Below are 367 nucleotides of genomic sequence, written 5' to 3' on the forward strand. Positions count from 1 at the left end.
AAAAACACCAGGTCACCCAGAGTACGGCTATGCACCAGGTATCGAGACGACGACTGGTCCTCTAGGTCAAGGCATTACCAACGCGGTTGGTATGGCGATTGCTGAGAAATCTCTTGCAGCTCAGTTCAACAAAGAAGGCCACGACATCGTTGACCACTTCACTTATGTCTTCATGGGTGACGGCTGTCTGATGGAAGGTATCTCTCACGAAGCATGTTCTCTAGCAGGTACGCTAGGTCTAGGTAAGCTGATTGCTTTCTGGGATGACAACGGTATTTCTATCGATGGTGAAGTGGAAGGTTGGTTCTCTGACGATACACCTAAGCGCTTCGAAGCATACGGCTGGCACGTAATTCCTGCAGTAGAC

1 pseudogene is annotated in these 367 nt (G+C 49.6%); it reads left to right on the forward strand.

What is annotated here, in order from left to right:
• Positions 1–367: pseudogene (locus tag OH456_RS25945) on the forward strand (transketolase); the annotation flags it as partial.

The sequence above is a fragment of the Vibrio sp. La 4.2.2 genome, from assembly GCF_027586995.1.
GTDB classification, from domain to species: domain Bacteria; phylum Pseudomonadota; class Gammaproteobacteria; order Enterobacterales; family Vibrionaceae; genus Vibrio; species Vibrio mediterranei.